At 37.4% G+C, this 25,604-nt stretch carries 24 protein-coding genes; 14 read left to right on the top strand and 10 right to left on the bottom strand.

The window, feature by feature from the left end; all coding sequences use genetic code 11:
• Window positions 1-250: 250 nt before the first annotated feature.
• Window positions 251-2,479, top strand: a complete 2,229-nt coding sequence (locus I5515_RS00790) for a phosphocholine-specific phospholipase C (protein ID WP_199964304.1) — start codon at window positions 251-253, stop codon at window positions 2,477-2,479.
• Window positions 2,480-2,527: 48 nt separating this feature from the next.
• Here the strand turns inward: I5515_RS00790 and I5515_RS00785 are convergent, their stop codons facing one another.
• Complete coding sequence (locus tag I5515_RS00785) at window positions 2,528-2,962, bottom strand: acyl-CoA thioesterase (protein WP_265092287.1); 435 nt, start codon at window positions 2,960-2,962, stop codon at window positions 2,528-2,530.
• Window positions 2,962-4,119 (bottom strand): iron-containing alcohol dehydrogenase, encoded by a 1,158-nt coding sequence (locus I5515_RS00780; RefSeq protein ID WP_199964302.1) that lies wholly within the window; start codon window positions 4,117-4,119, stop codon window positions 2,962-2,964. The genes I5515_RS00785 and I5515_RS00780 overlap by 1 nt, the downstream gene beginning before the upstream one ends.
• Before the next feature lie 355 nt (window positions 4,120-4,474).
• Between I5515_RS00780 and I5515_RS00775 the strand changes: the two genes are divergently transcribed.
• Entirely contained in the window at window positions 4,475-4,786 is a 312-nt protein-coding gene (locus I5515_RS00775; RefSeq protein ID WP_413784473.1) for a YcgJ family protein, read from the top strand.
• A 62-nt stretch (window positions 4,787-4,848) separates the two neighbouring features.
• Here the strand turns inward: I5515_RS00775 and I5515_RS00770 are convergent, their stop codons facing one another.
• Window positions 4,849-5,319 carry a winged helix-turn-helix transcriptional regulator gene (locus I5515_RS00770; protein ID WP_199964300.1) on the bottom strand — a complete coding sequence of 157 codons (471 nt, stop codon included), beginning with the start codon at window positions 5,317-5,319 and terminating at the stop codon, window positions 4,849-4,851.
• Window positions 5,320-5,381: 62 nt separating this feature from the next.
• On the opposite strand from I5515_RS00770, the gene I5515_RS00765 reads away from it, so the two are divergent.
• The 5 genes from I5515_RS00765 to I5515_RS00745 all read left to right on the top strand — a co-directional run bounded on the left by I5515_RS00765 (window position 5,382) and on the right by I5515_RS00745 (window position 9,589).
• Entirely contained in the window at window positions 5,382-5,609 is a 228-nt protein-coding gene (locus tag I5515_RS00765) for a tautomerase family protein (protein ID WP_199964299.1), read from the top strand.
• A 265-nt stretch (window positions 5,610-5,874) separates the two neighbouring features.
• A complete protein-coding gene (locus I5515_RS00760) occupies window positions 5,875-6,378 on the top strand; it encodes a low molecular weight protein-tyrosine-phosphatase (RefSeq protein WP_199964298.1) in 504 nt (167 codons plus the stop codon).
• 19 nt (window positions 6,379-6,397) lie between these two features.
• Entirely contained in the window at window positions 6,398-7,432 is a 1,035-nt protein-coding gene (gene murB, locus I5515_RS00755; protein WP_199964297.1) for a UDP-N-acetylmuramate dehydrogenase, read from the top strand.
• A 4-nt stretch (window positions 7,433-7,436) separates the two neighbouring features.
• Window positions 7,437-8,561, top strand: a complete 1,125-nt coding sequence (locus I5515_RS00750) for a YdcF family protein (protein ID WP_199964296.1) — start codon at window positions 7,437-7,439, stop codon at window positions 8,559-8,561.
• Window positions 8,561-9,589 carry an alpha/beta hydrolase gene (locus tag I5515_RS00745; protein WP_199964295.1) on the top strand — a complete coding sequence of 343 codons (1,029 nt, stop codon included), beginning with the start codon at window positions 8,561-8,563 and terminating at the stop codon, window positions 9,587-9,589. Before I5515_RS00750 ends, I5515_RS00745 begins: the two co-directional genes overlap by 1 nt.
• A 57-nt stretch (window positions 9,590-9,646) precedes the next feature.
• Here I5515_RS00745 and I5515_RS00740 read toward each other — a convergent pair whose 3' ends face one another.
• The 3 genes from I5515_RS00740 to I5515_RS00730 all read right to left on the bottom strand — a co-directional run bounded on the left by I5515_RS00740 (window position 9,647) and on the right by I5515_RS00730 (window position 13,152).
• Entirely contained in the window at window positions 9,647-10,150 is a 504-nt protein-coding gene (locus I5515_RS00740; protein WP_199964294.1) for a hypothetical protein, read from the bottom strand.
• A gap of 62 nt (window positions 10,151-10,212) precedes the next feature.
• Window positions 10,213-11,268, bottom strand: a complete 1,056-nt coding sequence (locus I5515_RS00735) for a linear amide C-N hydrolase (RefSeq protein WP_199964293.1) — start codon at window positions 11,266-11,268, stop codon at window positions 10,213-10,215.
• Window positions 11,269-11,478: 210 nt separating this feature from the next.
• Complete coding sequence (locus I5515_RS00730) at window positions 11,479-13,152, bottom strand: FMN-binding glutamate synthase family protein (RefSeq protein WP_199964292.1); 1,674 nt, start codon at window positions 13,150-13,152, stop codon at window positions 11,479-11,481.
• A gap of 469 nt (window positions 13,153-13,621) precedes the next feature.
• Here I5515_RS00730 and I5515_RS00725 point away from each other — a divergent pair, with 469 nt between their 5' ends.
• From I5515_RS00725 to I5515_RS00695, 7 genes are all read left to right on the top strand, one after another.
• Window positions 13,622-14,053 (top strand): hypothetical protein, encoded by a 432-nt coding sequence (locus I5515_RS00725; RefSeq protein WP_199964291.1) that lies wholly within the window; start codon window positions 13,622-13,624, stop codon window positions 14,051-14,053.
• Window positions 14,054-14,591: 538 nt separating this feature from the next.
• Window positions 14,592-15,122, top strand: coding sequence for a spore coat U domain-containing protein (locus I5515_RS00720; protein ID WP_199964290.1), 531 nt, complete (start codon window positions 14,592-14,594; stop codon window positions 15,120-15,122).
• An 82-nt stretch (window positions 15,123-15,204) separates the two neighbouring features.
• Window positions 15,205-15,912, top strand: a complete 708-nt coding sequence (locus I5515_RS00715) for a molecular chaperone (RefSeq protein ID WP_199964289.1) — start codon at window positions 15,205-15,207, stop codon at window positions 15,910-15,912.
• A 40-nt stretch (window positions 15,913-15,952) separates the two neighbouring features.
• Window positions 15,953-18,361 (top strand): fimbria/pilus outer membrane usher protein, encoded by a 2,409-nt coding sequence (locus I5515_RS00710; RefSeq protein ID WP_227562613.1) that lies wholly within the window; start codon window positions 15,953-15,955, stop codon window positions 18,359-18,361.
• Window positions 18,352-19,380 (top strand): spore coat U domain-containing protein, encoded by a 1,029-nt coding sequence (locus I5515_RS00705; RefSeq protein ID WP_199964287.1) that lies wholly within the window; start codon window positions 18,352-18,354, stop codon window positions 19,378-19,380. Before I5515_RS00710 ends, I5515_RS00705 begins: the two co-directional genes overlap by 10 nt.
• A 486-nt stretch (window positions 19,381-19,866) precedes the next feature.
• Window positions 19,867-21,033 carry an MFS transporter gene (locus I5515_RS00700; protein ID WP_199964286.1) on the top strand — a complete coding sequence of 389 codons (1,167 nt, stop codon included), beginning with the start codon at window positions 19,867-19,869 and terminating at the stop codon, window positions 21,031-21,033.
• Window positions 21,034-21,186: 153 nt separating this feature from the next.
• Window positions 21,187-21,690, top strand: a complete 504-nt coding sequence (locus I5515_RS00695; RefSeq protein ID WP_199964285.1) for a hypothetical protein — start codon at window positions 21,187-21,189, stop codon at window positions 21,688-21,690.
• A gap of 46 nt (window positions 21,691-21,736) precedes the next feature.
• Here I5515_RS00695 and accC read toward each other — a convergent pair whose 3' ends face one another.
• The 4 genes from accC to I5515_RS00675 form a co-directional block, all read right to left on the bottom strand.
• A complete protein-coding gene (gene accC / locus I5515_RS00690) occupies window positions 21,737-23,107 on the bottom strand; it encodes an acetyl-CoA carboxylase biotin carboxylase subunit (protein WP_199964284.1) in 1,371 nt (456 codons plus the stop codon).
• Window positions 23,108-23,124: 17 nt separating this feature from the next.
• Window positions 23,125-23,544: an acetyl-CoA carboxylase biotin carboxyl carrier protein gene (gene accB / locus I5515_RS00685; RefSeq protein WP_199964283.1), complete on the bottom strand. Its 420-nt coding sequence runs from the start codon at window positions 23,542-23,544 to the stop codon at window positions 23,125-23,127.
• Window positions 23,545-23,561: 17 nt separating this feature from the next.
• Window positions 23,562-24,017 (bottom strand): type II 3-dehydroquinate dehydratase, encoded by a 456-nt coding sequence (aroQ, locus tag I5515_RS00680; protein WP_004791768.1) that lies wholly within the window; start codon window positions 24,015-24,017, stop codon window positions 23,562-23,564.
• A 235-nt stretch (window positions 24,018-24,252) separates the two neighbouring features.
• A complete protein-coding gene (locus tag I5515_RS00675) occupies window positions 24,253-25,578 on the bottom strand; it encodes a Y-family DNA polymerase (RefSeq protein ID WP_199964282.1) in 1,326 nt (441 codons plus the stop codon).
• Window positions 25,579-25,604: the final 26 nt, after the last annotated feature.

The following is a 25,604-nucleotide window of genomic DNA, read 5'->3' as shown; positions in this document are numbered from 1 at the left end:
TCAGGTCACGCCACTGTCATTGTACTTTTCTATGTTAGCCATTTTAGATTATAAATGGATTGTACATCGTCATGAAAAGGCAATGCATAGGAATAGCTTCCTTTAAATATTCGTATTTTTTATTAATTAGCGCGATTCTGCTGAGTGGTTGCAACGACTCGGCAAATGATAATTCAAATACACCAGAAACAGGTAAAAAGCCTGTTATGCGCTGTGCCCCATAACTTTAAATAATAAAAAGAACTTGATCATGATTACACGTCGTAAATTTTTAAATTATTCTTTAAACATGGGCTTTGGTGCTGCGGCATTGGCAGCTTTCCCATCTAGTATTCAAAAAGCTTTAGCAATTCCTGCAAACAATAAAACAGGCACTATTCAGGATGTTGAACACGTTATTATTTTAATGCAGGAAAATCGATCTTTTGATCATTATTTTGGTACGTTAAAAGGTGTTCGAGGTTTTGCTGATCGTTTTACGATTCCTCTACCGAGTGGCCGCCGTGTTTGGGAACAGCTTAGAAGTAATGGGCAAGTCCTAACACCTTTTCATTTAGATGGTACAGCCAATAATGCACAGCGTGCAGATGGTACGCCACACACGTGGAACGACAGCCAATTGGCTTGGGACAATGGGCGTATGGCAAATTGGCCAGCCCATAAAACCAATATATCCATGGGTTATTTCAAAGAGAAAGAACTTCCATATCAGTTTGCGCTTGCAAATGCCTTTACGATTTGTGATGCCTATCATTGTTCTATGCATACAGGAACAGATGCAAACCGATCATTTCATTTAACGGGTACAAATGGGGCAACACCGACCAAACGATCATTTGTGAACAATGAGTGGGACTGGATTGATGGTAACCCATCGACAGCAGATCGTGGTTATACATGGAAGACTTACGCAGAACGTTTGGAAGACGCAGGGGTAAGCTGGATTTGTTATCAAAATATGCCAGATGAATGGGGCGATAATATGCTTGGTGCATTCCGTTCATTTAGAAAGGCAAATATTGCGTCTGGCTATCCGGTTGCAAGTGGTGGTGAGCCAAATAAACCTTATGCAGATACAGGACAAAAATTACCCTACAAAGCCTATGATGCTGCGACTGATAATGTCAAAAATCCACTCTATAAAGGCATTGCAAATACGCTACCGGGTAATAAACCAGAAGAGTACCTCGACGCTTTTAAACGAGACATTCGTGAGGGTAAGTTACCGCAAGTCTCTTGGATTAATGCACCATCAATTTATTGTGAACATCCTGACCCTTCAAGCCCAGTTCAAGGAGCATGGTTTATTCAGGAAATTATTGATGCGTTAACTGCGGTGTCAGAGGTTTGGAGTAAGACAGCACTGCTGATCAACTTCGATGAAAATGATGGCTACTTTGACCACGTACCATCACCATCAGCACCATCACGACTTGTAAATGGGCAATACGCTGGCAAATCGACATTAAGCAGTGCCGACATGCAGGATGAATATTTTGACCATGCCGCACCTGACGGAAGCCATTCACAGCCTACACCTGATGGACGAGTTTATGGTCCGGGTCCACGTGTCCCGTTATATGTGATTTCTCCATGGAGCCGTGGTGGCTGGGTGAATTCACAAGTTTTTGACCATACTTCCGTGCTGATGTTTCTAGAAAAACGATTCGGTGTGAAAGAGCCGAATATTAGCCCATACCGCCGTGCTATTTGTGGTGATTTAACCAGTGCATTTAACTTTAAAACTCCAAACGCAGATGTTTTACCGCAGCTCAACGGGAAACAAACACGTGTGCAGGCAGATGAGTTAAGAGTGACTCAAGAAGCTTTGCCAGCTGTTCCTTTACCAACGGATATTAAGTTACCGATTCAGCAAAGTGGCATACGTCTGTCACGGGCATTGCCTTACGAGTTGCATACCAGTGCGCGTTGTAACGCGGATGGCAAGGTGCAATTGATATTCTCTAACACGGGTACGCAAGCCGCTGTTTTTCATGTGTATGACAAGCTCAATCTGGACCTTATTCCAAAGCGTTATATTGTCGAGCCGAATAAAACCTTAGACGATGAGTGGAATGCTTTAAAAGATAACTTAGGCCGCTATGATTTATGGGTGCTTGGCCCTAATGGTTATCATCGTCATTTTAAAGGGGATACTCAACGTATTGTTGATAGTGGCATCAAACCTGAAATTCGAGTGTGTTATGACATTGCCAACGGTGATGTATATGTAGAACTCATGAATGAAGGAACTAAGGATGCAACATTGACTGTCAAACCATGTGCTTACCGAAAAGATGCTCCGTTACAACTCACTGTAAAAGCAGGCCAAGTTGTTAAGCAACATTGGGCTTTAGCTGACGTAGGGCATTGGTATGATTTTGAAATCACGAGCCAGAGTGATCCGTACTATTACCGACGTTTTGCTGGTCGAGTTGAAACGGGTGAAGATTCGTTTAGTGACCCCGCAATGACCTAAGTTCAGACGAGGCAAAAAGAGTAAGTTATTTTCTTTTTGCCTCATTTTTTATAATAAAAAATTCTCTAAAACCTCACGAACTGACTGGGATATTGGAACAGTCTTACGCGTTTCACGATCAACAAACACATGCACAAAATGACCTTGAGCTGAGGCTGGATCTTGACCTTGTTTAAAGATTGCTAGTTCATAACGCAGAGAAGTTGTACCGATTTTACCAATCGCAACCCCTACCTGAATAATTTCGGGAAATGACAGCTCTTGAAAAAAGCTACAAGCTGAATCGACGACTAATCCAATTGATTTTGCTTCATGAATATCAAAACCTGTTTTTTGAATGAGTAAAGCATTGGCTGCCGTATCAAAGTAGCTATAGTAAGTCACATTATTCACATGACCATAGATATCGTTATCTGCCCAGCGAGTTTGAATGTCTAAAAAGAACTTAAATTGGTCTCTGGTTTTTAAAACGGGTTTGGTCATCAATGAATCGCCTGATAAATTGCTAAAGCAGCAGCCTCTGTCATGTCACGTGGGTTATTTTGCAGTAAGCGAGTTTGCAACATAGCATCTTGAGCAAGCAGAGGTAGGTTGGACTCATCAATACCTAGATCTTTAAGTTTTAAGGTTAAACCACTACGGTCTAAGTGATTTTGCATATGGTCAATAAACAAATCGCATAAACCATCTGTGCTGCCATTACTATATGGATCGAGCCATTGCATAAGTTCTGCATAATATTGCTTGGCATTTGGTGCATTAAATTTTAATACTTCAACTAACACTAATGCATTGGTATGGCCGTGCGATAGATGAAAATGCCCGCCAAGTGGATATGCTAAAGCATGCACAGCGGCAACGGGCGAGTTTGCAAATGCTTGACCTGCGAGCATCGAACCGAAAAGCATATTTTGCCTTGCTTCTAAGTCATTCCCGTTTTTAAGAACTTTCGGTAAATTATGGTTCAGTAATTTAAGCGCATGTTTTGCTAAAATATCGGTATAAATATTTTTTTTGTGCTTAGAGGTATATGCCTCAATCGCATGCACCATCGCATCAATACCTGTGGCAGCAGTAATATGTGCCGGAAGATTTTGGGTGAAGTTTGCATCTAAAATAGCTGTATCCGCATATAGTACCGGAGAGACAATTCCCATTTTGGTCGTCTCACCAGTGGTCACAATTGAGATTGGTGTCACTTCTGAGCCTGTGCCGGCTGTCGTTGGAATTAAAATAAGTGGAAGGCGAGTGGTTGTTACTTGGTTTACGCCATACATCTCTTGCAAACTTTGAGTTTGGTTAGGGTGGGCAAGCAAAGCGATTACTTTTGCAACATCTAAAGAACTACCACCGCCAAAACCAATAATGGCATCTACATTTTGCTGTTTTGCATAATTGGCTGCATCTAAAACGACTTGTTCTGGCGGGTCAGCCTGAACATCAGCATAAGTAACATATTCAATATTGAGCGTATCTAAAATTTTGAGAATGGGTAGCTGTAGCTGATTTTTGATCATTCCTGCATCGGTCACTAGTAATAATTTACCGTAACCTTTTTGTGCTAAAACATTCTGTAATTCTTGTATAGAGCCTAAGCCAGAGATGATATTCGGAACAGTTTGAAATTGAAAATGGCTCATATACATTATTTCCTTATTTTTAAACATTATTGTTGAACGGTTCTATAAGATTCAATCTTCAAATAACTTAGCATAAGACACTCTAAAATAAAGTAGTTATGAGGTGATTATGTTTGTCTCAATTTTTTGCTGTACCTGATAACCACTTGTTCTGTTGTAGAATTCAAAATGTAAGTGAAGATCACGCATAATATTTAAGAGCCATAGAAAGGTGGGCTTTTTGTTATTTATGCAGTTCTGTAGATTTTCCTAAAAGCTACTAATTCATATAATGCCCTAACAATTTATAATTTTATTCGGTTCAAAAATGAAAATTTCTAAAACTTTACTTAGTCTTATTGGATGTACTTGTTTAATGCTTAGCTCCGTAGCAATGGCGAAAACCAGCTCTAGTGTCTATTCACCTAAAAAGGGTGTCATTTGTGACAAATATATTTGCGCTGACAAGAAGGGCGTATCTAAAAAACTTACGGCTAAATACTTAGGAACTAACAAAGCAAACAAAGCATTCTCTCAAGGCGACTTTGATACTTCAGCATTCACACTCTCAAATGGTGTGTTCTGTGATACCAAGACAAAACTATGTCATGTCGATCGATACTTTCAGAATGGGCATCGCAGTAAGATTGATAGAAGTGTGACTGATAAACTATTTAAAAATAAATAATTTTTGTTCTAATCTTACTTCAAAGCCCTTGATAGTGGGGCTTTGAAGATAATATAAAAAAGTTATTCCTTGTTTTTGCGAGGAATGAGTTTCAGTTCTAAATTCTTAAAATCTATGACTTGATTAGATGAATCAACAAGCTTTAATTTGAGTTCATCATCAGTATTTTTATTAAAAACTTTAACGACATCTTTATCTGCTGAAATAAAATGGCCGCCAGACTCAAGCATGGCAAGCAATACAATATTTAAGCTTTTTCCTTTTGTAGTGAGTAAGTATTCTTTTCGCTCTCGAACCCCAACTTCTTTATAAATGGATAGTTCAAATATTTCTAATTGGATAAGGTGCTTCAAACGATTAGATAAAATTTGCTTTGATATTCCTGTATTTTCTAGAAAATCATTAAATTTTGTTACCCCGTAAAAAGCTTCTCTCAACAATAGGATCGTCCAACTATCATTCAATATCTCAGCAATTTTGAAGATTCCACATACATCGACTGAAAACTTATGATCAGGAATAATATTTGACATCAGGGGAAGCTCCAATTAACATGGGTCTATAATTTAGACCTAGACTTAATTCAGGTAGCATTATGCCATTTATAAATATACAAACCATAGAGGGTTTACTAGATAAAGATAGTAAAGCTGAGCTTTTCAAACGGATAACAGACTTATTTGTAGAAATAGAGGGAAAGGGAAATGCTTCTTTTCAAGAGCATGTCTGGATACGAATTGATGAATATCCACCTGAACAGTGGCAATTAGGCAGTTTAAGGCCAACGAAGGAAATGATTGAGTTAATTACTACAGCTAAATGATTATTTGAGGCATTTTTCTGAGAGCTCTCTTCGGAGGGCTTTATTATTTCTTTAAAAATTTGAAGATCAAATACTTTGTCGACTGATTTATCAACTTTTAATCTATTGATAAACATTATTTTCCTTTTCAAGCCATGTGAGTTTTGACAAAATGCAATACGTCACAATGGTCAATTCAATTTTGACAATAATTTATAGTTTTGTCAGGATTCTGCATGCACCATATTTATTTCTACGTAATTCAAATGTTTGGAAGTAATTTCTAATGGAAACACAATATAAGGTGTTATGTGTCTGTTTAGGAAATATTTGCCGTTCTCCCACGGCTGAAGTGGTTTTTAGACATTATTGTGATGCATATCAACTCAATGTAATTGTCGATTCTGCTGGAACGAGTAATTATCATCCAAACAAAGCACCAGATCAGCGCAGTCAATTGCACGCTAAAAAAAGAGGTTATGACTTATCTTCATTGCGTGCAAGACAGCTTTCAACTCAAGACTTTTTAGAATTTGATTTGATTTTGGCAATGGATCACCAAAACTTTGATGACATTCATGACAGGCTACAAAGTGCGGTTTCTCAGTTTGGCACTCATCAAATTCGTGCAAAAGTAGCTTTAATGAGCGAGCATGATCCTGAATATAGGCAACAAGCCTTACCTGATCCTTATTATGGCGGTGCTGAAGGCTTTGAACGTGTACTTGACCAATGCGAGTCCAGTAGTTTGGCATGGATTAATATTTTAAAAAAACAATTGAATGTTTAAGAATAGGTTTTTCAATACGATGCAAATTCAAAATCAGGTACAGCTTAAGCCATTCAATACTTTAAGTTTAGACGCAACAGCTTCTCATTACACTAAAGTTCAAACTATTCAGGATATTGAAGAAGCTTTGGATTTTGCCGAGCAGCATAATCTAAATGTACTTGTGTTATCGGGCGGCAGCAATATGCTATTGCCGCAGCAGATCAATGCTTTAGTTGTTCATCTTGATATTCAGGGTATCGAAGTTTTATCGAACGATGATGATTTTGTTCGAGTTCATGTTGGTGCAGGCCAAGTCTGGCATGATTTCGTTTTATACAGCACTGAAAAAAATTGGTTTGGCTTGCAAAATCTCGCACTTATTCCTGGATTAGTCGGCGCTTCACCTGTACAAAATATTGGTGCTTATGGGGTAGAAGTAGGTGAGTTTATTGAGTCGGTACAAGTGTATGACCGTCAATTAAAACAAACTCAGACAATTTTAGCGGAAGACTGCCATTTCGCTTATCGTCATAGTATTTTTAAAGATGATCCGAACCGCTATATCATCACGCATGTCACTTTTAAATTACTTAAACAACCACATTTAAAACTTAACTATGGTGATTTGAAACAAGCCGTTGGAGACAACCAGACAGCTGAGAATTTACAAAATCAAGTCATCCATATTCGCCAAAGTAAACTCCCTAATCCAAAAGAATATCCAAATGTGGGCAGTTTCTTTAAAAATCCGATTGTTAATGCTCAAGAGTTTGAACGCTTAATCACACAATTCTCAACAATTCCACATTATCCTCAAGCCAATGGAAACGTTAAAATTGCAGCAGGATGGTTAATTGATCAGGTGGGTTGGAAAGGTAAACAACTTAATATGGTGGGGATGTTCCATAAACAGGCATTGGTTTTGGTGAATTATGCCACTGCATCTCTTACAGATGTAAAGAAAACTTATCAGGCCGTACAACATGATGTTGATCAGCGTTTCCATATTATGTTAGAACCAGAGCCTGTCCTTTATAACAGTTTAGGTTTAATTGAAAATCATACGGAATAGTTTTATGCCAAAAGTACACTTAATGGTACGTTTTGTACAAGTAGTTACTCTGCTATTTGTACTATTAGGCTGTTTCGTGGTTTTTTTATATTCGCCGTTTTATTCAAAACTTATTGTAGCTGGGCTTAACTATTTCGTTCCAGTAGATGTGAATGAAGTGGCTGCAGAAAGCCAGCGGAAAGCCGCATTAAGTGAACATGATAATTTAGAGCCGGGTTCAAATTTATGGATTGCTCATCAGGCTTATTTAAAGCTGACAGAAGAGGCTGTGCGTGAAAAAAAGACAGCTGATTTGGGCTATATACAAGAAAACTATAAGGCTTTGCAGCAAATTATTCTTTTAGAAGAAAAGGAAGAGGAGCTAGAGGATGAAACGGCAGCTGTCAGTGTTCCTTTGGTTGCTAAAAATTCAGAAATTGATGCAGCAGATGAAGCAAGTGATCCTATTGATGAAGCGCTCTTTATTAATAGTTCGGAAAATAAAGCACTTACAGAGCAATATACCGAGTTTTTAGCAAGAAAACCTGTGCTGCCAGAACATCAACAAGCTGTTAGTGAACCTGAGCAGAAGATTGAATATGTTCGTAAAAATCCTTTACCAGTCCCATCTAAAAAGTTGTCAGAACCTTATGCGATTGTTGTATTGGGTGGTGGTTTGACTCTCGATAAAAATGGAAAAGATATTGTAGTCAATAGTTATACGCGTTTGAGACTGGAAAAAACATTAGAAGTTGAAAAACAGAATCAGCTACCTATTGTACTTAGCGGTGTTGAAGCCCCTTATATGCAAAGTTGGTTAAAAGAGCGGGGCGTTGATGCAAAACTATTAGAAAAACGTAGTATGAACACCTGTGAAAATACACGATTTAGTTCTTTATTGCTTCAGAAAAAAGGTGGAGCGCCGACCGTTATGTTGGTTACAGATGAATATCATATGCCGCGTACACGTCGACTATTTGCTTTAAATGGTATAGAAACAATTCCTGTTGTGGCACCAATGCCAACACCACTGACACGCTGGCAACCAAGTGTGCAAAATTACGATCATAGTCGTCGTGCAAATTATGAATTACTTGCGACAATTCGCGACATGTTGTTTGGCTCAAGTGATTGTCGAGAGGTACCTTAATGTCAGATATCCCGTTTCTCAATCCTGCCGTATTAAAACAATTAGATTTACCGGTTCCCAACCGTGATCTTACGCCACAGGTTTTAAGCCCACTCAATTTAAATACGTTAGAAGAACCATCTCGAGATTTGCTTGCCTACCGCAAATTGTATGGTTTACATTTACTTGAATGTGATCATTGGCAGGGTTATGTTCAAATGCCTTTATTTCGCTTACATGTTCAAGTTTTCAAACCTAAAGTAGAAAAAATACAGGGTACGGTCTGTTTATTACATGGCTATCTTGAGCATAGTGGTATTTATCAGCCTATCATTCGTGAAATTCTTGAACAGGGCTTCAGTGTTATTACCTACGACTTACCCGGGCATGGTTTAAGCAATGGTTCACCAGCAAGTATTCAAAATTTTGATCACTATCAACAAGTCTTGATGGCTGTTTACCAATATGTAAAGCATGCAGATCAATTGCCAAAACCTTGGGTAGGAATTGGTCAAAGTACGGGTGGCGCAATCTGGATGCATCACTTGTTAGAATATGCTGAAAAACGTCAAGACCCGATTGTAGATAGAGTCCTGTTACTTTCTCCCTTGATTCGCCCTGCAAAAACAGCATGGTGGCATAACCCAGTTGGATTGGGCATTATTCGCCGTATTAAGCGTCAAGTACCAAGACACTTCAGACGTAATAATCATAATCCTGAATTTTTGCGTTTTATTCGTTTAAAAGATCCATTGCAGCCTCGAATGATGGGGATGGACTGGATTCTGGCAATGTCAAAATGGATGCAACAGATGGAAGAGCGGCCCGCTTGCCGTATCCCTGTTTGGCTTGCACAAGGTGCTCTCGATCAGACAGTTGATTGGCGTTACAACATTGAATTTATTCGTCGTAAATTTAGGCTTCAAACGCTATTGATGCTTGAAGAAGGGTCACATCAATTAATTAATGAACGTGCCGATATACGTGCAGCTTTAACTGGATTAATTCCGGCCTTCTTACATGCAAAGCCAAAACATTTTTATTATTAAAAAAGTAAGACATCTATCCAATAATTCTGGATAGATGTCTTACTTGCTTTGTATATTTTATTTGGAATTTTGATAAAGCTGCATAAAGTTCTTATAAACTGAAGATTGTTTTTGTGGACTATACATATTGCGTTCAATCGTTCCTTTATCCGTTTTTATCAAAACGTTTACATTTTGAGCATTTTTAAACTCTTGCAAGAATTTGCTTGGAATAATAAAGAACGTTGTTGAATGTTTAGGAACTAATCGACTTACATTGGTTTTTTCAGTCGCTTGAGCCGGTTGATAAGTAAATCGTTTCCCATCAATATCAAATATTAAGTCATTAATATCATAAAAGTTGTAACTACTACTTAAATGAACATCTACACGAAGCTGATCTTTTTGATTCTCGTTCCATTTAACGAGCAAGCTAGGACATAATTCAGTTGGTAAACAGTTGAGCTGACCAGCTGTCTTTACTTCTTTAGGAGCTGTTGCTTTATCTGTACCAAATTGTGTGGTGCTACAAGCCGTTGTCAGTAGACAAGAACTCAATAATAGTAGAGATTTCTTCATCATATAAATTCCAAGATAGTATGTTTAATATTATTTCTGTTAAAGCCAATAAATTTTGACATAAATTAACGAGTAGTTGGGCCTAAAAATACAAAAGGTTTTGCAAATTTAAAGGATGAGGTGGCATCGCCTGCATAGATATGGCTTTGATCTGGCCCTAAATCAAGTCTACGTGTTTTACCATCTTTAAAATTAATTTTTTTCAAATCAACCCAAAACACGTTTGGTGATAGCGCCGACTCGAAAAAATAGAGCATCTGTTGATGATCGGCAACAGTTCGCCAACGGGTCGAAGAGATATTAGGTTCTTCTTGAGTATTTAGTCCATAGGGAACAGACGCATTTCGAATTACGCTAAATACAGAGACTTGAGCCTGTTTACTATCATCATTTTTAGGAATTGCATTAATGTAAAATGATGCACGTGCAAAGCGATCAGATGCTCGGTTTGTACCGGGAAGCATGATCGTTCCACCAATTTGTTTCCAATATTCTGCAAGTGCAAGTTGCTTATCGAAAGTAGGTGAGTTAGTCATGACTTGATAGCTACGGCTATGATGAATCACTTGTTTTCCACCAATATATTCAATAATTGCGCTATCACCTGTTTTGTCAGAAATGGATAAATGCAGGGTGGTGAGCCTTGATTCGCCTGGAACACTATCTGTAATGATTGTATACGGTTCTTTCTCAAGGGCTTTGACAGCTTCATCAACGGTTGCGAAATTATCGAGTACATATTGTGCCCAAGCCGCAATGCTGAGTAGCGGTTTATTAGATTTTTTTACATCGGGGTATTCAGATTCAACTAACCATAAGACATTAGCAACCAGTCCAGCTTCATTCATACCATCTGTTGTGGAAACTTCATAACCTGTGGCAATCACGCTTCCATATTTAGATGTCCACTTAATTGAATTAGATCCCGCACTCCCATCACGAGCAACGCCACTTGGCATAATCCATAAATTTGTACCCGTATCAACTTTCCAGTCCATTGAACGGGCAGTAATAACATGTTGGTTATTCCCTAAATATACGGCACGCGTACAAGCAACAGCATAACTACTTAAACCTATAGCTAGAGCAACAAAAGAAGAGATAAATGTTTTTTTCAACATGATGAGATACCTTCTTGTTATAGACGTTAAAAATTTTTATTAAATAAAATTAAAATATGTACGTTATTTATACTTTTATATTAGGTGAAAAATCTATTAAATACAAATTAAAAGGGGGAGTGAACTTTAAGCAAAAATCACATATTAGTTTTAAATGCGGAAGAGCATCACACTATAAATGCAATGCTCAGATTATAAAATTAAGACAAATTAAAAATGATTGGCATCAGCCATATTCCACATCCGATAATAGAAATTATCATCGTCATTACTAAGTTCAGATTGTAAAAGTTCACCTTCTTTTAAGAAAAAATGCAATTGAGCATAGTTCTTAATTTCACGGTCGTTTACTCGCTGAGCCAAATGATGGGCTTTAATATCTGAAGGATGACGTAAACCAGCGGCGGCAATCATTTCAGATAAAGCATGCAAGGTGTTTTTATGGAAATTAAATACACGTTCTGCTTTGGTTGGTACATCAATTGCTTTTTGACGGTCTTTATCTTGAGTTGCAACACCTACTGGGCATTGGTTCGTGTGACAGCTTTGTGCCTGAATACATCCAACAGCAAACATAAAACCACGTGCTGAGTTAACCCAATCTGCGCCTAGTGCAAAGGTACTAGCAATATCAAATGCACTAATGATTTTACCACTAGCACCAATTTTAACTTGATCTCTTAACCCTGCACCGATCAGCGTGTTATGGACGAAGCGTAAACCTTCACGTAATGGCGTACCAATATTATCGCTAAACTCAATTGGTGCTGCGCCTGTACCACCTTCAGAACCATCAACCACAATAAAGTCAGGAACAATTTTTGTTTCTAGCATTGCTTTAACAATACTCATAAATTGCCAAGGCTGACCAATACACAGTTTAAAACCAACAGGTTTACCACCTGATAATGTGCGTAACTTTTGTAAGAAATGCATCATTTCAATTGGGGTAGAAAAACTAGAATGCTTTGCAGGAGAAATACAGTCATGATCGCGAGAAACGCCACGGATTTCGGCAATTTCTGCTGTAATTTTATGTTTAGGTAAAATACCGCCATGTCCCGGTTTTGCACCTTGTGAAAGCTTCAGCTCAATCATCTTGATCTGTAGTAATTGAGATTGCTTCGCAAATTTTTGCTCGTCAAATTTCCCATCTAGAGTGCGGCAACCAAAATAACCACTGGCAATTTGCCAAACAATATCACCGCCATTTTCTAGATGATAAGGGCTTAAACTACCTTCGCCTGTATCATGATAAAACCCACCTAACTGCGCTCCTTTATTTAATGCACGGATTGCATTAGCACTTAAACTACCAAAGCTCATGGCAGAGATGTTCATAATAGAAGCACTATAGGGTTGTAGGCATTGTGCATTACCAACCTGAATACGGAAGCTCTTCGGATCTGCTGGTGGGCAAGGGCTTATTGAGTGGACAATAAAGCGATAATTTTCTTGATAAACGTCAATGATTGAACCAAAAGGCTTATCTGCATTTTCATTTTTAGCGCGTTGATAAACTAAGCTTCTTTGCATGCGAGAAAAAGGTAGAGCATCTTGATCTGCTTCAATAAAGTATTGGCGAATTTCTGGACGTATATCTTCAAACAAAAAACGAAAGTGCCCCATAATTGGGTAATTTCTTAAAAGTGAATGTTTATTCTGCAAAACATCATAGAGGCCTAATAAGCTTAGTGCACCCGTGATCACCCATAAACCATTAAGCAGAGTATCTGAAATAAAATAATAGATACTATGAGGGGTATATACGGTTCGAAACCATGTAATACTGAGTGCAGTAAAAATACATAAGAACCAGAGCGAATGGCGTGAAAAGAATGTATTGAGAAATTTATGTCGAATGATTTGTGCTGGACTCGCCATGTTGGAACAAATTCCTAATGTTTTACTGGTACATACCTTGCCAAGAAGCAAGTAAAACTACAAGTATGGAATTGTTAGTTTTAAAGGAGAAGAAAGAGTACATTCAAAGGTTCGTTCAATTTAGAAATATATTTTTAAATAGAAAATATTTTAACGATAAATAATATTTAATTCGAAGCTTTTAAGGGGCGAGATAAATTATAAAATTAATAGATTTCATAAATATTTAGCTGTAATGGAAACTATATTTTATTAAATATTTTTCTAAAAATTTATATATATCAATTAAAGGTAAATTTAGATTTATTTAAATGTTAGAAAAATGTTTGAGTGTTATTTGTACATTTTGGGGGGCGGTCAATACTGTGCTATTTAATTGTTTTTTGCTAATATAGATACATTGAAATCATATTTTCAATAGCGATTACTACAACGATATAAGATTCTAAAAAATTATTGAAGGACTGCAATGAATTGGAAACTATTAATATGCTCTTTTCTTCTAACAGGAGTCTTTTTCTTAACTTTAATGTTCTATCTAGGTTTTGATCTATATACTTTCAAAAAAGTAGCCCTAATAGAAAGTTTATTAGTTGCCGCGGCTATAATATTTGATTACATGGAACGAAAGAAGAACCCTATCTTTCCGGGATGTATCGTTTATCCCTTGCTTGGTATTTTATTTGTTTTAGGGTTTACACCCATTCTAGATTTTTTTGCCGAAAGACCCAAAGGATTTCATAGTTGGGATATGAGAAATATATTTGTGATCAACTCTAACAGTGCAGACTATCAATTTAGGAAACTGGCTTGGTATGGCAAAGCCTATATACAGTTAGGTTTTGCTATGGTAGGTGGATTTCTCGGCTTGTTTTTTCATTTAATTTTTAGAAATAATTAAGCTAACGTTATCTTACTTCTGGTAAATGAAAAGTTTTGTCTAATTGCTAAAACTTTTTTTAAATTCTTAGAATTGGTATGAATTACTTAGATTTCTTATTCATAAAATATTCTTTTCTTATTCATTTAAAATATATAGAACAATCAGAAGCTTACTTTTTGTTCTTATTTTTTTAACCAAAGGTTAAAAAAACGTAAAATACTGAAAGTAATGGTAAACTTTAACTAATGAAAAAATATAATTTTTTTAGTAAAACTAATAAAAGATGAATAGAAGTATCGAAAATAGATATAAAAAGTGTGATAAACCATAAAATTTTTTATAATTGAGAAATTCATCAGAATTTGAATTGTTAATTGATATTTAGAATGAAACTCATGTTAGTGTTTTTGTTGTTTTTTTGTATTATGCGCGACTAGTAGAGTAAAGAAATAACGCTTTGAAAAAACAATCAGAAAAGCTAGTGATTGTGATGGGGAAGGCTAGTTTTTACATCTATTAATTTTATTGGCGTAATGTAAAAAAAAGGTTTTCAACCATGAAAAAGTCTCTCATTTGTTTATCAGCAATTACTATGGGTTTAATGTCTATCAATGCCGCAAATGCTGCAACAGCAACAGGTACCTTGACTGTTAAAGCAACAATTACAAATAGTTGTGTATTGAATACTTCAGCTACAGGTACAACTTCAAATGCAGTTTTAGATTTCGGTACTTTAAGTTCTCTTGCTAGTAACGTCGATGCAGACACTACAACGACAGGTGGTACTGCAATCAAAGTTCTATGTAACAACACTGTGCCATGGACTTTGGCTTTTGATGCCGGTAAAAATGCTCAAACGACCCAACGTCGTATGATTGGTGGAGCAACAAGCAACGAATTTATTCCTTATAACCTTTTCTCTGACACTAACCGTGCAACAGCGATTGGTATTGCAACAACAGCCTACAGCGGAACTGGTACTGGTGCAGCACAAACTGTTAACGTCTATGGCCGTATCCCTGCTGGCTCAACTTTGCCAAGCGCAGGTAGCTATGTTGACACTGTAACTGTAACAGTGACTTATTAATTTTTAATAAGTTTTATGTGTCGCTGCTAGCTCTTGTTTGAGAGAGCTAGCCTAATTTGAGAAAAGTAGTTCTGGGCAAATCATGAGAAAAAATATCTTTGTTACTACAAGTTTATTGTTATTTTTGCCTAGTATGCTGAACGCTGCATCAATTCGCCTTTCGCCTGTAAGTGTTGAAATGTTAAACGATCAAGCGGCATCCTCAATTAGTTTATATAACCAGTCAAATGAAAGCACTGATTTGCAGGTACGTGTATTTGAATGGCGCCAAAATGCTGGGCAAGATCAATTAATCCCTACCGATGATATCGCAATTAGCCCACCGTTTTTAAAATTACAACCCAATGATTCTTATAACTTACGTGTAGTTAGAATTAATCCAGCACCTGTTTCTGGCGAACAAACCTACCGCATTATTATTGATGAATTACCAAAACCGATTGACAACCGTAAAGCGGATCAAGGGGTTAACGTACTACTACGTTCGTCATTGCCTGTATTTGTCGTAAATAAAGATGCAATGACTAAACTGAATTGGTCAATACATCAAGAGCAAAATAATTCTTATCTTACAATGAGTAATGTTGGCAATCGACATGCACTTTTAAGTAATTTAACACTTCTTGATATAACAGCAAATAAAAGCTATGCCATCAAAGTAAATACGGTGAATGGTTATATTCTTGCTGGCAAATCAAGAAATTTTAATATTAGCCCTGATTTTAAATTTCAAACTGATCATAAATATAATATTTCACTGAATATTAACGGTAAGCAAACATCTCTTTAAAGAGGCACACATGAAATATCTCGTAAGTGCCTTATGTGTTATGTACTTGCCGATTCATGCTTTTGCTGAATCATTGCAAGATAATACTAATGTTGCTTTACCAAGTATTCCCGAAGTTACAAACTCTTCTCATCAGGTGTTTAATTCTGGTAAGGCATACACACAGCTTTTCTTGAAGATTTCTATTAACTCGAATATTTCAACAGATTTAATGTCGGTACGCCAAGATCAAAATGGAAAGCTGTATATCCGCTCTCGTGACTTAAAAGTTTTAAGAGTGAAAATGGATGAGCATATTCCTGACAGCCAATGGGTGTGTATTAACGAGCTAAAAGAAATCCAGTTTAAATATGTAGAAAATGAGCAGTCTCTAAACTTACAAGTTCCTTCGAATATGTTGACAGACTATTCAGTGGACTTAAATGGTCAGCAGATCACCAGTCCTCATTTACTCAAAAGGAAACCCTTAAACGCGGCTATTTTGAACTATAGCCTGTATCACACCATGGCCAATGACGAGAATATTTTCTCCGGTTCAGCAGAAGGCATTTTTAACAGCGCGGTTGGTAACTTTTCTTCAGGGGTTTTATACAACGGTAGTAATGAAACTAGTTATAGCCATGAAAAGTGGGTGCGTCTGGAAAGTAAATGGCAATATGTAGACCCTGAAAAAATCCGGATATATACCTTAGGGGACTTTATTTCCAATAGTTCTGACTGGGGCAATAGTGTACGTCTAGCAGGTTTCCAGTGGTCAAGTGCTTATACCCAACGGGGTGATATTGTTACCTCGGCACTACCGCAATTTTCTGGTTCGGCAGCACTGCCTTCGACTCTAGATTTATACGTCAACCAGCAAAAGATTTATTCGGGGTTGGTACCTTCAGGTCCATTTGATATTAAGCAGCTCCCGTTTATTTCTGGCAATGAAGTCACCCTCGTGACTACCGATGCAACGGGGCAGCAGAGCATTACCAAAAAACCTTACTATTTTTCATCTAAGATTTTAGCAAAAGGCATTAATGAATTTTCCGTAGATGTCGGAGTTCCACGCTATAACTATGGGCTATATTCAAACGATTATGATGATGCCACTTTTGCGTCTAGTGCGATTCGATACGGTTACAGCAACTCACTGACTTTAAGCGGTGGTGCTGAGGCTTCAACAGACGGCTTGTCAAACCTCGGGACGGGTTTTGCCAAGAACCTGTTTGGCTTTGGGGTGATTAATGCCGACATTGCAGCAAGCCAGTATAAAGATGAGAACGGCTATTCTGCCTTGGTTGGTTTAGAAGGACGGATTAGTAAGAACATTTCGTTTAATACCAGTTACCGCAGAGTATTTGATAATTACTTTGATCTTGCCCGTGTGTCACAAATTCGATATTTAAAAGAGAACCAGATTACTTCTGAACCACAGAACTATCTGAGCTACAGTGCATTGGCAGATGAGATATTCAGGGCAGGAATTAACTATAATTTTTATACAGGCTATGGGGTTTATCTGGGTTATAACCAGATCAAATATAGCGACAACTCCTACAAGTTATTGTCTGCCAATTTAAGCGGAAGTATTAACAAGAACTGGGGGTTTTATACTTCAGCGTATAAAGATTATGAAAACCATAAGGACTATGGCATTTACTTTGCGCTGCGTTATACACCGTCTAGTAAAATGAATGCGATTACAAGTATTTCTAATGAAAGTGGTAAAACAACGTATAGACAAGAAATAAATGGATTTAGCGACCCACAAATCGGTGCATTTGGATGGGGAGGTTATGTTGAACATGATCAGGATTCACAAGAGAATAACGCATCAATCTATGCCTCTTACCGTGCCCGTGCTGCCTACTTAACAGGTCGCTATAACCGAATTGGAGAGAACGATCAGGTTGCACTTTCAGCGACTGGATCATTGGTTGCAGCAGCAGGACGGATTTTTGCGGCCAATGAAATTGGAGAGGGTTACGCGGTTGTGACTAATGCCGGACCGCAAAGCCAAATTCTAAATGGTGGAGTAAATTTAGGAGCGACTGATCGAACCGGTCGATTCTTAATTGCAAATTTAAGACCTTACCAGCTTCATCATATCTATCTAGATCCATCATATTTACCTTTAGAATGGGATGTTACATCGACTAACCAAACAGCATTCGTGGGTTATCGCCAAGGAACCTTGATTGATTTTGGTGCTCATCAGGTTATTTCAGGATTAGTAAAACTTGTTGATTCGAACAACTCGCCATTATTGCCAGGTTACAGTGTTCGAATTAATGGGCAACAAGAGGGTGTGGTGGGCTACGACGGTGAAGTATTTGTTCCAAATTTATTGAAACAAAACAAACTTGAAGTAGATCTTCTCGATCATGGTTCATGCCAAGTTAATTTTGCGTATGAAAATAAGCAATACAGCGCTAAAAAATTGGGACCTTATGTATGTCGATAAATACTGCGAGTCATAGTCTTTGGATAAAGGGCAAAAAGTTTTCATTGGCCATAAAGTATATTTTAACGATTGTTCTGTTTTTTATATTATATGCATTTTTTAGTTCGGCACATGCTGCTTGTACGGTAACTGGAACCACTAACAGTACGTATACCTATACGGCTGCTACTATTAATAGTGATGCAAACATCAATTTTTCCGGCACTATTAGCTGTCTAGGGGGACGTACTACTCCTGAAATTTCACCTTATATGTGCATGAAAACCGTATTTACGGGAACTACAAACACCAATAATAGTGTTTCATTACCTTATACGGTCACTGCAACTGTAGGTGGAGCGGGTTCTTCTACCGCGAACCAGACCTCAAATGTTTGGTATGGACCAGTGAAAACGGTTGCTTCAAATAATATTATTAGTTACTCGGTCAATGTGAAGGTACCAGCCCGCACTGGTTCTCTCATTGCATACCCTAAAGGAACATATACTGGTACGGTTCAGCTTTTTTGGGACATGCAAGCAAGCTCTAGCACTGTGTGTGAAGGGGATAGCGGAGGCGGTTGGGATTCAGGCAACGCCACTATAACTGCTAATTATGTTGTACCGAGTTTGTGCCAATTAGATTCAACATCAAATGTCGATTTTGGCAATATTACTGATATTGGTACGACTAGCCATGATTACACAGCTCAAGGAGCTGTGAATACGACTTGTAATAATGCAACTCCATATAGTATTTATTTAGGAGATGGTAATAACCGCATTACTGGGGGCTTTAGACGTATGGCAAATGGTAGTAGCCAATATATTCCTTATCAACTTTATCAGAACTCGACTTATAGTACAGTATGGGACACTACAGGTGGTATAACCTCGGTTGGAGGCTCTGGTGGTGTTTCTAAGACGGGATCGGGGAGTGCTCAAAGTACAAATGTCTATGGAAAAATTCCACAAGGTACTACTATTTCAACGACTCCTGGTAGCTACTCAGACACGATAGTTGTTACGGTAACTTATTGATTGTATTTACGTTGCTCGGTTGGTGGTGTGAATAGCTGTGAGTTTTAGATTTGGTGCTTAAAGCCAAGTTTTATTTGAACATTTAGTTATCTATAAATTTGATTTTAATTGTTCTAATTTAAAAGAAGTAGAAGAGCTTTTAAAGAAAAGATAGATGTAAAAATGTGATTAACGGTAATGTTGTTTTAGAATAAGTAAAAACAGGAAAAGACAAATTAAAAAAATAAGAAAAAACATCAGATGAATAAATACCTTATGAATATTAAATGTATTTTTACACAAGTTAACACATTGTACAAATTAAATTACAATTCTATTATCTTTATTTATTCTTTCTTATCAATAAAAAGAGCTTTTGGGGCCATATTGTTATTAATAAATTAGTTATTTGTATTGGAAAACAAAATGTTAAAATTGTAGGGTTGGGATGTTCTGATATATAGCTATCTCGAATTTTAACCTATTGAAAATACTAAGGTTTACAACTTGTTCCAACCTCTTACAATCCAAACTAGACTCGGCGGATTCTACTTCTTTTACTATTCCATTGTTGGCACATTTATGCCGTATTGGAATTTATATCTTCAAGATCAAGGATTTAACTACCAACAAATTGGTGTTTTATCATCAATTGCCATTATAACGCGTTTTTTTGCACCTTTAGTTTGGGGATGGATTGCTGACAAGTCTGGTAAGAGAATGCTACTTGTGCGGCTGGCAACTTGGATGGAATCATGTATATGGTTGGCTATTTTTCTAGTTCCAAATACGTTTCAATCCATTGCTTTACTCATGCTTATTTTTAGCTTTTTTCAAAATGCTATTTTAGCTCAATTTGAAGGCGTTACTTTATTTTGGTTGGGCGATCAAAAAGCTAAACTTTATGGCAAAATCCGTAAGTGGGGGTCTGTTGGATTCATTGTGGGCGTATTTGTTATTGGTGCGCTTCTAGAAATCGTACCTATTTCGATGCTCCCGATTTTATTATTAATTATTGCGTCATTGGCATTTATTTGGTCTTTCACTATCCGAGAACCGGATGGTGCACCTACCTCACAAAAGCATTTAGAGCCTTTACTTCCTGTGCTTAAACGCCCGACAGTAGCTGCATTTTTTACAATTGAATTTATTTTACTTTTTTCACATGCGCCTTTTTATAGTTTTTATAGTAATTTCCTGAAATCTTTGAATTTCAGTACGACTGAAATTGGATTTTTATGGGCTATAGGGGTTTTTGCAGAAATTTTTATGTTTTCAATTGCTTCAAAAGTTTTTCAACATTTTTCGTGGCGTAGTTTAGTAGTTGTTTGTTTGCTATTGACGAGCATACGTTGGATGTTAGTTGCATTATTCTCGCATTACTTTATTGGTCAACTTTTTGCACAGTGCTTGCATGCTTTTAGTTTCGGCTTATTTCACCTAATTGCGATGCGAGTTATTTTTCAAAACTTCTCGGCTGGACAACAAGGACGTGGACAAGCTCTTTACAGCACTATGTGGGGATTGGGTGTAGCTTTTGGTAGTGTTCTGGCTGGACATTTTTGGAAAATTCTTTCAGGTGAGGTTATCTTTATGTGTGCCAGCGTGGTTGTACTTTTAGGTTTATGCTTTGTAATGTGGCTTCCTAAGCAAATTGATTCTTCAGCAACATAAGTTTGAGATGATGAAAAAAGGCATTTATATTGAAAAAAGCAAGTAAATATAAAATTGTTTGATGACTTGTTGTAGCACGTTACAGTTGAAAAATATTGTTTTTATATGGTTATGAACCAGTGAATTTATCAAAAAATATGCTAACTTAACTTCATGCGTTTAATGATTAATAAATCTATGAAAAATATTTATATTATTGGATTATTGTGGGCTTGTTCTGGTTTTGCTGTGGCAGAAACGGCGACTCAGCAACCAGCTGAACAACCCGTTCGTACCGCAAGTAATCCTAATGCTATACGTATTGTTACGCGTCCTGAAATTATGGGATTATGGGGAATGGAAATTCCAAATAATAAGAAATGTGTGGAATATTATAACTTCCGTAGTAGTAATGATGTGGTGATCAAAAGTGGTCAAGAATGGTCATATGGTTTATATGAATATCAACCAGCCGATGATCCTAAAGAGCAGTTAGCAGCTTTAGTGATGCAAATTAAATTTGATAATAATAAAGTGGATTGTTCTGGTCAGCAGCAAGATCAAACAGGTGATGTTTCTCAATATTTTGTACAATGGAAAAATGATCATACTATCAATTTCTGTTCAACCGCTAAGGGTGAGAAGTGTTTTGCGACTTTACGCAAAGTACTGCCATAAAGTATTAGATATAAAAAAAGCCTCTTATTTATAAGAGGCTTTTTTATTATGCAGTTTCAGCTTTCTTCTTTTCTTCCAATTGCTTTAGCAAGTGTTTTTCAAGGTAATGGATGTCCATTGCTTGAGAGCAGAAGCTTTTATCTTGCAAAATAAGATCTTTATGCAGAGGAATATTGGTTTTAATTCCTGTAAGGATCATTTCATCTAATGCTTGACGCATACGCGCAAGTGACGTTTCACGGTCTTTACCATGAGAAATCAGTTTGGCAATCATAGAATCATAGTAAGGTGGAATGCTATATTCTGGATAGATATGAGAGTCTAAACGAATACCTGCACCGCCTGGCGCATAGAAACTTTCAATTTTACCTGGTGAAGGTAAGAAAGTTGTTGGATCTTCTGCATTAATACGACATTCGATTGCATGACCACTAACTTTGATATCTTCTTGTTGAAGCTCTAGTCCTAGGCCGCCTGCAATACGTAGCTGTTGTTCAATGATATCAACACCAGTAACCATTTCAGTAACAGGGTGCTCTACCTGAACACGAGTGTTCATTTCGATAAAGAAGAATTCACCGTCTTCAAATAAAAATTCAAACGTACCAGCACCACGATATTGCATTAACTGACATGCATGAACACACGCTTCTAAAATATCAGCTCGAGCTTGTTCTGGTAGATTTGGTGCAGGTGCTTCTTCTAGCACTTTTTGGTGACGACGTTGTAATGAACAGTCGCGGTCATATAAATGAATCGCATGACCATTACCATCACCAAGGATTTGAACTTCGACATGGCGAGGTTTTTGTAAAAAACGCTCCATGTAAACAGTATCATCACCAAACCACATTTCTGCATCGCGTTGTGCTGCTTGAACTGATTCAAGTAATGTATCTACACGCTCAACGATACGCATACCACGTCCACCACCACCAGATGCCGCTTTAACAATAAGCGGGAAGCCAATTTCTTTAGCTTCGGCTAAGGCATTGTGGATGGTCACAGCATGGTCGCAACCAGGTACCGTAGGTACACCAGCTTTTTTCATGGCAACAATCGCAGAAACTTTGTTCCCCATAAGGCGAATATGTTCTGGACGAGGCCCAATAAAAGTAAAACCTGAACTTTCTACAATTTCAGCAAATTCAGCATTTTCTGAAAGAAAACCATAGCCGGGATGAATAGCATCGGCGCCGGTAATTTCTGCAGCAGTAATAATTGCCGGGATATTTAAATAGCTATCACTACTTGCACCCGGACCAATACATACTGCTTCATCAACAAAACGTAAATGCATCAAATCCTTATCGGCATCTGAATAGATACCAACAGTCTTGATTCCTAATGTTTTGCAAGCCCGGGTAATTCGTAAAGCGATTTCACCACGGTTTGCAATTAAAACTTTTTGCAACATAGACGTCCCCGAGGTAATTACGCGCGATAACGGAATAAAGGTTGACCGAATTGGATAACATCACCATTTTTCACTAAAATTTCTTCAACCACGCCACTTTGAGTTGCTTCAATTGGGTTCATGATTTTCATTGCTTCAATAATACCCAAAGTTTCACCAGCAGATACAGTTTGACCTACTTTCACAAATGGTGCTTCGCCTGGGCTTGGAGCAGCGTAGAACACGCCAACCATTGGAGAAGTTTCAACTGCTCCACGTGGTGTTTTTGCAACTGGCGCTTCTGCAACAGCAGCTGCCGGAAGTGCTACACCAGCCGCAGCAACGACTGGACTACGGCGAGTTAAAGCGATTGATTGATCACCTTCTTTAACTTCAATCGCTTGCAAGTCAGACTCAATCATTAAATCGATGAGTTTCTTAATTTTGCGGATATCCATGGGCGACTATTCCTAAACTAGTTTGGGTTAGATGGTTGAATTTTTTCAATAGCGTAATCGAGTGCAAAACTATAGCCTTTTGCACCGAGACCACAAATTACGCCAATTGCTTTATCGGATAAATATGAATGATGTCTGAACGCCTCTCTTGCATGGACATTCGACAAATGGACTTCAATAAATGGAATAGCAACACCCAGTAGGGCATCGCGTAGAGCAACAGAAGTATGGGTGAGGGCGGCAGGATTAATAATAATAAGTTTTACGCCTTCAGTTTGTGCCTGATGAATACGGTCAACAATGGCACCTTCCCAATTGCTTTGAAAAGTATCTAGTGTAATTGAAGCGTTTTGAGCTTGGATAACGAGTTGTTGGTTAATATCACCTAAGGTAAGATGACCATATACTTCTGGTTCGCGTTTTCCCAGCAAATTCAAATTCGGTCCATGAATCACCAAAATGGTTGAACTCATTTAGATTGCTCCAGCTCTAAAGTTGCAAATATTCTTTGCAAGATGTCTGCAAAGTTTGCTTATTATGGCATATGTTTCTACAATTTTTTTATAATTTGTTTTAATCGTCGCAGAAAGGGTACACCAAATTCGGCTTATATATTGTAAATTTTGCGATGATTTAGCAATGTTAAAAAATGACAAAATTTTAAGTAATTTAATGAAGCTTATTTTAAACTGAATTGACAAAAACAGTTCATGTATTTTGTGTAACGACTATAGAATTATCTTCAATCACGAGCAATTCATTCCATCTGGTTAGATAGTTTTTTGAACGGTGACATTGTTTCATATGCCAAGATGGGCTAGGTGAATGATAACCGACTTGTAAATAGTGACTACCGAATCGATTACGAACTGTGTTTAGGGTTTTCATTAATTGTTGTCTTTGCTGAATCAGCTCAAGAGGTTGCCATAAATCATCAATGTGATGTTGATGGGCGTGCAAACCACAAAATAAAACTCCAATCTTAATGTATCTTTTATTTTCTTTATATAAAACATCAATTTGTTGCATTGCTGCTTTAGTTATTATGCATAGATCATCCGTTGCATAATTTAAGCCTATCGCTTGAGATGACGCTTTTTTATAAGGTGGTTGATCTGTTTTTTCATAAAGCATGACTTGAATACAGGCACACAGTTGTTCTTGTTTCATTAAACGCCGATGAGCACGATTGAGATGAAAGATAAGCGCTTGTTTAATAATCTCTAGATTGGATAAAGCTTGAGCAAAACTTCGTGATGCTAAAATTCGTTTTGTTAAGATGGCAGGATCATCAAGTTGGATACAGGATTGGCCTTTTAGCTCACGAATAGTACGTGCCATAACCACAGAAAAAGCTTTTGCTAGATGGTGTTCATTGGCAAAAGTTAAGTCTAGGCATGAATAAATTTCATAGCTTCGTAATTGTTTGACTAATTGGTAGCCAATTCCCCACACTTCTTTGACAGAAGTTTGTTGCATGAGGTCTTCAAGCAGTAAGGGGTCTAAAGTAATGAAATTACAAATTCCCTTAAAGCTTTTAATTTTTTTAGCATAGTGGTTGGCTAATTTAGCCTGAGTTTTTGAGTATCCGATGCCAATGCAGCAAGGCAAACTTAACCATTCTTCTAAGGTTTCTACGACATTGCCACAATATGAATGAATATCTAGAGATTGAAGGTAAGGGGTAAGACGGATAAAACACTCATCTATAGAGTAAGCCTCTAAATCATCGGGCGAGAAAAATTCACCTAAAACTGAAAAAAAACGACGCGACATCTCTGCATATAAAGTGTAATTGCTTGAATAGACCTGTACACCCGCTTGCAATGCTTCTTGTTCTACTTGATACCATGGGATACCCATTTTTATACCCATGCTTTTTGCTTCTTCACTGCGTGATACAACACATCCATCGTTATTAGAAAGTACAACAACGGGCACACCAATAAGTTTAGGGTTAAATAGTCGCTCACAACTGACATAACAGTTATTAATGTCTACAAGCGCATAAATTTCGCGGTGTGAGATTTCCATTGTGTTTTCGCCCCATTAAAAATATT

Source organism: Acinetobacter calcoaceticus (assembly GCF_016508255.1).
GTDB classification, from domain to species: Bacteria; Pseudomonadota; Gammaproteobacteria; order Pseudomonadales; family Moraxellaceae; genus Acinetobacter; species Acinetobacter calcoaceticus_E.
The sequence above is the reverse complement of the archived record's forward strand: the minus strand, read 5'-3'. Positions and strand labels throughout refer to the sequence as shown.

Bases quoted from the DNA above. Each gene is read 5' to 3' on its own strand.
- I5515_RS00790 (WP_199964304.1), top strand. From the start codon at position 251: ATGATTACACGTCGTAAATTTTTAAATTATTCTTTAAACATGGGCTTT.
- I5515_RS00785 (WP_265092287.1), bottom strand. From the start codon at position 2,962: ATGACCAAACCCGTTTTAAAAACCAGAGACCAATTTAAGTTCTTTTTA.
- I5515_RS00780 (WP_199964302.1), bottom strand. From the start codon at position 4,119: ATGAGCCATTTTCAATTTCAAACTGTTCCGAATATCATCTCTGGCTTA.
- I5515_RS00775 (WP_413784473.1), top strand. From the start codon at position 4,475: ATGCTTAGCTCCGTAGCAATGGCGAAAACCAGCTCTAGTGTCTATTCA.
- I5515_RS00770 (WP_199964300.1), bottom strand. From the start codon at position 5,319: ATGTCAAATATTATTCCTGATCATAAGTTTTCAGTCGATGTATGTGGA.
- I5515_RS00765 (WP_199964299.1), top strand. From the start codon at position 5,382: ATGCCATTTATAAATATACAAACCATAGAGGGTTTACTAGATAAAGAT.
- I5515_RS00760 (WP_199964298.1), top strand. From the start codon at position 5,875: ATGGAAACACAATATAAGGTGTTATGTGTCTGTTTAGGAAATATTTGC.
- murB (WP_199964297.1), top strand. From the start codon at position 6,398: ATGCAAATTCAAAATCAGGTACAGCTTAAGCCATTCAATACTTTAAGT.
- I5515_RS00750 (WP_199964296.1), top strand. From the start codon at position 7,437: ATGCCAAAAGTACACTTAATGGTACGTTTTGTACAAGTAGTTACTCTG.
- I5515_RS00745 (WP_199964295.1), top strand. From the start codon at position 8,561: ATGTCAGATATCCCGTTTCTCAATCCTGCCGTATTAAAACAATTAGAT.
- I5515_RS00740 (WP_199964294.1), bottom strand. From the start codon at position 10,150: ATGATGAAGAAATCTCTACTATTATTGAGTTCTTGTCTACTGACAACG.
- I5515_RS00735 (WP_199964293.1), bottom strand. From the start codon at position 11,268: ATGTTGAAAAAAACATTTATCTCTTCTTTTGTTGCTCTAGCTATAGGT.
- I5515_RS00730 (WP_199964292.1), bottom strand. From the start codon at position 13,152: ATGGCGAGTCCAGCACAAATCATTCGACATAAATTTCTCAATACATTC.
- I5515_RS00725 (WP_199964291.1), top strand. From the start codon at position 13,622: ATGAATTGGAAACTATTAATATGCTCTTTTCTTCTAACAGGAGTCTTT.
- I5515_RS00720 (WP_199964290.1), top strand. From the start codon at position 14,592: ATGAAAAAGTCTCTCATTTGTTTATCAGCAATTACTATGGGTTTAATG.
- I5515_RS00715 (WP_199964289.1), top strand. From the start codon at position 15,205: ATGAGAAAAAATATCTTTGTTACTACAAGTTTATTGTTATTTTTGCCT.
- I5515_RS00710 (WP_227562613.1), top strand. From the start codon at position 15,953: ATGTACTTGCCGATTCATGCTTTTGCTGAATCATTGCAAGATAATACT.
- I5515_RS00705 (WP_199964287.1), top strand. From the start codon at position 18,352: ATGTCGATAAATACTGCGAGTCATAGTCTTTGGATAAAGGGCAAAAAG.
- I5515_RS00695 (WP_199964285.1), top strand. From the start codon at position 21,187: ATGCGTTTAATGATTAATAAATCTATGAAAAATATTTATATTATTGGA.
- accC (WP_199964284.1), bottom strand. From the start codon at position 23,107: ATGTTGCAAAAAGTTTTAATTGCAAACCGTGGTGAAATCGCTTTACGA.
- accB (WP_199964283.1), bottom strand. From the start codon at position 23,544: ATGGATATCCGCAAAATTAAGAAACTCATCGATTTAATGATTGAGTCT.
- aroQ (WP_004791768.1), bottom strand. From the start codon at position 24,017: ATGAGTTCAACCATTTTGGTGATTCATGGACCGAATTTGAATTTGCTG.
- I5515_RS00675 (WP_199964282.1), bottom strand. From the start codon at position 25,578: ATGGAAATCTCACACCGCGAAATTTATGCGCTTGTAGACATTAATAAC.